6 protein-coding genes are annotated in these 6,825 nt (G+C 71.9%); 5 read left to right on the top strand and 1 reads right to left on the bottom strand.

The window, feature by feature from the left end:
- Positions 1-255: 255 nt before the first annotated feature.
- On the bottom strand, positions 256-705 hold the full coding sequence (locus A5481_RS25750; protein WP_048434769.1) for an Lrp/AsnC family transcriptional regulator: 450 nt from the start codon (positions 703-705) through the stop codon (positions 256-258).
- A 159-nt stretch (positions 706-864) separates the two neighbouring features.
- Between A5481_RS25750 and A5481_RS25745 the strand changes: the two genes are divergently transcribed.
- From A5481_RS25745 to A5481_RS25725, 5 genes are all read left to right on the top strand, one after another.
- The gene (locus tag A5481_RS25745) at positions 865-2,139 is read left to right on the top strand and encodes a D-amino acid dehydrogenase (protein WP_342447343.1); all 1,275 of its coding nucleotides are present in this window, start codon (positions 865-867) and stop codon (positions 2,137-2,139) included.
- Between the two features lie 85 nt (positions 2,140-2,224).
- Positions 2,225-2,959, top strand: coding sequence for a DUF429 domain-containing protein (locus A5481_RS25740; RefSeq protein ID WP_048434767.1), 735 nt, complete (start codon positions 2,225-2,227; stop codon positions 2,957-2,959).
- Positions 2,956-3,483 (top strand): NUDIX hydrolase, encoded by a 528-nt coding sequence (locus A5481_RS25735; RefSeq protein WP_048434766.1) that lies wholly within the window; start codon positions 2,956-2,958, stop codon positions 3,481-3,483. Before A5481_RS25740 ends, A5481_RS25735 begins: the two co-directional genes overlap by 4 nt.
- A gap of 33 nt (positions 3,484-3,516) precedes the next feature.
- Positions 3,517-4,215 (top strand): carbonic anhydrase, encoded by a 699-nt coding sequence (locus A5481_RS25730; protein WP_048434765.1) that lies wholly within the window; start codon positions 3,517-3,519, stop codon positions 4,213-4,215.
- 342 nt (positions 4,216-4,557) lie between these two features.
- Entirely contained in the window at positions 4,558-6,756 is a 2,199-nt protein-coding gene (locus A5481_RS25725) for a methyl-accepting chemotaxis protein (RefSeq protein WP_245238907.1), read from the top strand.
- The last annotated feature ends 69 nt before the right edge of the window (positions 6,757-6,825 follow it).

Below are 6,825 nucleotides of genomic sequence, written 5' to 3'. Positions count from 1 at the left end.
ATCGTCCGCCCCTATGGTCGGGCCGCGGTCGCGGTGTCGTGTACCGTGACATGCGCCTCCGTCCCTCGAACACACCTTTCCCATAACTCAAGGGAAGTGCCGGCGACACAGCCGGCTCGAGCATCGTCTCGGGAATTGCCCAACCCAGCCCGACCACACTCCGCGTCATTCCGGGGCCGCGAAAGCGGAGCCCGGAATGACATGGAGGGTGTCCTACCCTGTTTCTGACAATGACGAGTGGTCTTCCCCGCAGCCCTACCCCCGTCCCACCACCGTCCGGATCGCGAAGCTCGACTGGATCCGCGCCACCCCCGGCAGGCGCGACAGCACCTCCTTGTGCAGGCGCTCGTAATCGCCGGCATCCGAGACCTCGATCCGCATCAGGTAGTCGGAGAGGCCGGTCATCAGGTAGCAGTCGCGCACCTCCGGGCAGCGGCGCACCGCCGCCTCGAAGCGGTTGAGCGACTCCTCCGTCTGCCGCTCCAGGGTGATCTGGGTCAGCACCACCAGGTGAGCCTCGCGCTCGTCGGCCTCGATCAGGGCGGTGTAGCCGCGGATGGTGCCGTTCGATTCGAGCAACCGCAGGCGGCGCAGGCAGGCCGAGGGCGACAGGCCGACCTTGGCGGCGAGATCCGCGTTGCTGATCCGCCCGTCGTCGCGCAGGACGCGCAGGATGCGCGCGTCGATCTCGTCCCGTCCCGCCACCGCGCAAGATCCTGTCTTCAGGCTGCAGATTCGTGCGGGTCGTAGCACGAAGTCGCGGATCCTGCGACGATCCGGCGGGAAATTCGGCGATCCTTGCGCGACACTGTATCCACTGACCGGGCGCCGGGTCGGGCCGGACGAAGCAGGGCGCGACAGGGAATTTCGGCGATGCGCGTTCTGATCCTCGGCGGCGGCGTGGTGGGCGTCACCTCGGCCTATTACCTCGCCAAGGCCGGCCACCAGGTCACGGTGCTCGACCGCCAGCCGGGCGCCGGGCTCGAGACCAGCTTCGCCAATGCCGGCCAGGTGTCGCCGGGCTACTCGGCGCCGTGGGCCGCCCCGGGCATCCCCGTCAAGGCGATGAAGTGGCTGATGATGCGACACCGGCCGCTGGTGCTGTGGCCGAGCCTGGAGCCCAAGCTCTACGGCTGGCTGGCGAAGATGCTGGCGAACTGCACCGAGGATGCGTATCGCCGCAACAAGGGCCGGATGGTGCGGCTCGCCGAGTACAGCCGCGACGTGCTGCGCGACCTGCGCACCGAGACCGGCATCGCCTACGATCACCGCGAGAAGGGCACGCTCCAGCTCTTCCGCACCCAGAAGCAGCTCGACCATGTCGGCGACGACACCGGCGTGCTCGACGAGTACGGCGTGCCCTACGAGGTGCTCGATCCGGCGGGCTGCATCGCGGCCGAGCCGGCGCTCGCCCGGGTCTCCGGCACCTTCGTCGGCGGCCTGCGCCTGCCGGGCGACGAGACCGGCGACGCGCATCTGTTCACCCAACGCCTTGCGGCGATCTGCGAGCGCATGGGCGTCACGATCCGCTACGGTGCCACGATCACCGGCCTTCGCCAGGAGGGCGGCCGGATCGCCGGCGTGGGCTTGGCCGGCGGCGAGGTGCTGACGGCCGATGCTTACGTCGCCGCCATGGGCAGCTACACCCCGGCGATGCTCAAGCCGCTCGGCGTCGAGATCCCGGTCTATCCGGTCAAGGGGTACTCCCTGACCCTGCCGATCACCGATGCCGAGGCCGCCCCGGTCTCGACCGTGATGGACGAGACCTTCAAGGTGGCGATCACCCGGCTCGGCGACCGCATCCGGGTCGGCGGCACGGCGGAACTGGCCGGCTTCAGCCAGGCGCTGCGCGGCCCGCGCCGGGCGACCCTGGAGCGCTCGGTCCTCGACCTCTTCCCGCAGGGCGGCGACGTCTCCCAGGCGAAGTTCTGGACCGGCCTGCGCCCGATGACCCCGGACGGCACCCCGATCGTCGGCGCCACCGCGTACGACAACCTCTACACCAATACCGGCCACGGCACGCTCGGCTGGACCATGGCCTGCGGCTCGGGCCGCCTCCTCGCCGACCTGATCGGCGGCCGGGCGCCGGAGATCGACCATCAGGATCTGGCCGAATCGCGCTACGCCCGGGCGGCGTGACGCCGCCGCGACAACCACAGCCCCCGCGCTAGATCCCGTCTCGAGCGGGGAATGACGCGGGTGGCGGGATGACGTGGGTCGCGAGATGACGTGGGTCGCGGGCGTGGACGGATGCCCGGGCGGCTGGGTCGCGGTCTTCGGACCGCGCGACGGCGGCGGCTCCGAGAACATCCGCGCCCGGGTCCTGCCGAGCCTGGCGGCGATCTGCGACGCCGCCGAGGCCCCCTCCGTCGTCGCGGTCGACATCCCGATCGGCCTGCCCGACCGCGTCGGGCCCGGCGGCCGCAAAGCCGAGGTGCTGGTGCGGGCGCTGCTCGGACCGCGGCGCGCCTCGGTCTTCCCGACCTCTTCCCGCAGCGTCGTCTACGCGCCCGATTACAGTGCCGCCATCGCCCTGTCGCGCCGGCCCGAGACCCAGCCCTTCGCCCCCTCCCCGCCCGCACAGGCGATCTTTCCCCGCATCCGCGAGGCGGACGGCCTGCTGCGCGCCCGGCCCGAGCTGCAGGCGCGGGTCTACGAGGTGCATCCGGAACTCGCCTTCCAGGGCCTCAACGGCGGCACACCCCTGCCCGAGTCCAAACGCAAGCCCGCCGGCGCGGCCCTGCGGCGCGATCTCCTGGCGAAGGCCGGCCTGCCCGTCGACCTCGCGGCCCCGCGCGGCGCCAAGCCCGACGACCTCCTCGACGCGCTGGCGGCGTTCGCCGTGGCGCGGGCCATCGCCAAGGGCCGCGGCGTGCCCTATCCCGATCCGCCGGAGCGCGACGCCCACGGCCTGCCGGCCGCGATCTGGACGCTTCCCCCCAGCGAGGCCCCCCGATGACCGCAATCCCGACCGATCTCGCCACCCGCGACATCGCCCGTGCCCTGGTGCTCGACCCGAAGGGCCGGCTGCTGCTGATCGCCTACGAGGCCTCGCGCGACGTCGATCCGGGCCGGCCGGGCGACCGGACCTTCTGGTTCATGCCCGGCGGCGGCATCGAGCCCGGCGAGACCCCGGAGGAGGCCTGCCGGCGCGAGCTGGAGGAGGAGATCGGGGTCGAGGATGCGCCCCTCGGGCCCCAGGTCGCCCGCTGCGACGGCGCCTTCACGCTGTTCAACAAGCCGCGCTTCGCCCGCGAGCGCTACTTCGTGGTCCGGCTGCCCGACGACCGGGTCGATACCGGCCGCCTCGCCGAGACCGAGGACAACCCGGTCTACGGCACCCGCTGGTGGCCCCTCGACGAGCTCGCGGCGACCCACGAGCGGGTCGAGCCGCAGGGGCTCGCCGCCCTGGCCAAAAGGCTCGTGGCCGGCGAGGCGATCCCGGAGGTCGTGACGTTGTCCTGGGGCCCTGGCGCGGCGTAATCCTGTCTGAGTTCACCGAAGGAGTGCGAATCCATGGCCGACGCGACCCCGTTTCCGCAATCGCTGACCGAGGGCTACCGCGCCTTCCTCGACGACCGGTTCGTGCGCGAGCAGGACCGCTATGCCAGCCTCGCCGAGGGGCAGAGCCCCGAGATCCTGATCATCAGCTGCTGCGACAGCCGGGTCTCGCCGGAGGTGATCTTCGACGCGCGGCCGGGCGAATTGTTCGTGGTGCGCAACGTCGCCAACCTGGTCCCGCCCTTCGAGACCGGCGGCGAGTATCACGGCACCTCAGCGGCGCTCGAGTTCGCCGTTCAGGCGCTCAAGGTGAAGCACATCGTGGTGCTCGGCCACGCCCGCTGCGGCGGCGTGCGCGCCTACGCGGACGATGCGGCGCCGCTCTCGCCCGGCGACTTCATCGGCCGCTGGGTCTCGCTGATCCGCCCGGCGGCGGAGGCGCTCGGCGACGAGCCGCGCGGGCCGGACTACCTCGAGCAGCTCGAATTCGCCACGGTCACGAACAGCCTGCGCAACCTGATGACCTTCCCCTGCGTGAAGATCCTGGTGGAGAGGGGCAAGCTGCAGCTCCACGGCGCGCATTTCGGCATCGCCACCGGGCAATTGCGCATCCGCGATCCCGAGACCGGCGAGTTCCGGCTGGCCGAGCCCGACCGGGCGGCAGGCGCGACGAAGCTGATCCGCTGCCAGGACGAGGCCGGCAGCGGCGGCTGAGCCCCGCACGGCGGGTCGCCTCCGACACGACCCGCCGGACCCTGCAACTTGTCGTAGCGAAATCCGGGTGTACCCAAGAAGGACTAGGCCTCTCCTCGCGTGACTTGTTATCGTTTGAGTGTTATAATTTCATCAACTTCTCAGCATTTATTATCATATCAAGGCCGATATTTCGACCGACAGTTGCCGTCGTCGCACGATGGCAGATTGTATTCGGCCCGGATCGCTCGAACGAGTCGAGCAAGATCTTTCGATCGGCCGTGAGGAACGCTGATGTCGATGCGTCTGACGATCAGGACGAAGCTTGCTTCGACCGTGATTTTATTCCTGATACCGATCACGTTGCTGTCCGCCCTGTTCGTGAACCAGTCGCGCAAGGACATCGATTTCGCCAGCCAGGAACAGGCCGGGGTCGCGTACCTTCAGGCGGTCTGGCCCGTGCTGCGCTCCGGCGTGACGGCCCGGATGTCCACCGCCCCGGCCGGGGATGACGGCTTTGCCGCCTTCGCGGCGGCGCAGGCGCGGCACGACGCGGCGATGGGCGCCGGCGAGGCCTCCCGCGACCTCGCTCTCGCCCGCGGCAAGGACGCCGCCGCGATCGTCGAGGCGGCCCGGACCCTGATCGGGAAGATCGGCGACGGGTCGAACCTGATCCTCGATCCCGATCTCGATTCCTTTTACGTGACGGACGCGGTCGTCGCGAAGCTGCCGGACATGCTCCAGCAGGCCGATGCCCTGGCGGCCCTGGCGGTGGAGCTGCGTGCCAAGCCGGCGCTGACCGCGGGCGACGCGGCGCGGTTCCTGATCGAGCAGGGCAAGCTCCGGGCGAGCGCCGACGGCCTCCAGGCCTCCCTGAAGACGGCGTCGAAGGCCAATGCCGACGGTGCCGTCCAGGCCGCCCTGTCGGTGCAGGCGGCCGCCCTCGCCGAGGCGATGGACGGGCTCGGCCGCCAATCCACCGTCCTCGCCGAGGCCCATGCGGCCGGCCGGCAGGGCACGGCCGACCTCGCGCCGTTCCAGCGCGCCTCGCGCGACCTCGTCGCCCGCGCCGACGCGCTGTGGTCGGCGAGCGCGGTCGCGCTCGACCGCCTCCTGGCGGCGCGGATCGCCGGCCTGCACACCCATCTGGTGGCCGCCCTCGGGATCGCCGGCTCGGTGACGCTGCTGGCCTTCCTGCTCGCCTTCCTGATGACGCGCTCGGTGGTGCGCAGCCTGGGCTCCCTCGACCGGCGGGTGCGCGCGCTGGCCGACCAGTCGCTCGACGCCGACGTGCCGGAAGCCCGCGGCGGCGACGAGATCGCCGCCCTGGCCCGCGCCATCGTCCACTTCCGCGACCGGACCGTCGAGCGGATCGCCCGGGCGAGCGACGACGAGCACCGCCAGGCCCTGGTCGAGCAGGAGCGCCGGTTCATGGCGCAGGTCGCCGACCGCATCCGGGACACGGTCGGCAACGGCGTGCGCCACTTCCAGACCGTCGCCGGCACGATGCAGGACGCGGCCGCGGGCGTGCAGGGCCACGCCACGGACACCCGCGAGCGCCTGTCGCGATCGGTCCTGGACCTGGACGGGACCGCCACCGAGGTCGCCGGCGCGGCGAGCGCGGTGACCGAGCTGTCGTCCTCGATCGACGAGATCGCCGGCCGGGCGGCGCAATCGACCGAGGCGATGCGCGAGGCGCGGTCGCAGGCCGCCGCGGCGCGGGCCCGGGCGGCGCAGCTGTCGGAGCTGAGCGACCGCATCGGCAGCGTGACGGGCCTGATCCACGCCATCGCGGGCCAGACCAACCTGCTGGCGCTCAACGCCACGATCGAGGCCGCACGCGCCGGCGAGGCGGGGCGGGGCTTCGCGGTGGTCGCCGCGGAGGTGAAGTCTCTGGCCGGCCAGACCGCCCGGGCGACCGACGAGATCGACCGGCAGGTGGGTGCGCTGCGCACCGCCTCCGGCAGCGTGCTAGGCGCGGTGGACGGCATCGCCACGACGGTGGACTCGATCGCCGACATCGCCACCGCGATCGCCGCCGCGGTCGAGGAGCAGAGCGCGACGACGGGCGAGATCACCCAGATGATGCAGACGGTGGCGGATCGGACCCGGACGGCGATCGCCGGCATCTCGACCCTGCCGCATCTCGCCAGCGAGACCGACGCCCTCGCGACGCGGCTCGCCGGGATGGCGACGGACCTGAGCGGCGCGGCGGGGCTCGTCCACGGCGAGATCAACCAGCTCGTGGTCGAGATCGCCGACCGGCGCGGCGGCGAGCGGTTTCCGGCCGCGGCCGAGACCTTCGTGACGGTCGCGGGGATGCGCCACCGCACGGTGCTGCAGGACGTCAGCGCGACCGGCGCGCGCCTCGCCGCGTTCGGCCCGCCCCTGGCGGTCGGCACGGCGGTGACGCTCGAGCTCGGCGGCGCGCCGTATCGGGGGCACGTGATCTGGAGCGACGAGAGCCAGTTCGGCCTCGCCCTGGCCGCCGGGCCGGCCGAGGCCCGGCTCCTCGCCGGCCTGCCGGCGCACGGGGCCGCCCCGGCGCGGGACGCCGCCTGATACCAATGGCCCGGGATGCCGACGCATCGGGCCATCGAACCGTCTCGAATTTTCAATGCCGGGCCAGAG

This window comes from Methylobacterium platani (genome assembly GCF_001653715.1).
GTDB lineage: Bacteria > Pseudomonadota > Alphaproteobacteria > Rhizobiales > Beijerinckiaceae > Methylobacterium > Methylobacterium platani.
Note: the sequence above shows the minus strand (reverse complement) of the source record. Positions and strands in the feature narration are given on the sequence as shown.

Coding starts and splice junctions, on each gene's coding strand:
- A5481_RS25730 (WP_048434765.1), top strand. CDS start 3,517: ATGGCCGACGCGACCCCGTTTCCGCAATCGCTGACCGAGGGCTACCGC.
- A5481_RS25735 (WP_048434766.1), top strand. CDS start 2,956: ATGACCGCAATCCCGACCGATCTCGCCACCCGCGACATCGCCCGTGCC.
- A5481_RS25740 (WP_048434767.1), top strand. CDS start 2,225: ATGACGTGGGTCGCGGGCGTGGACGGATGCCCGGGCGGCTGGGTCGCG.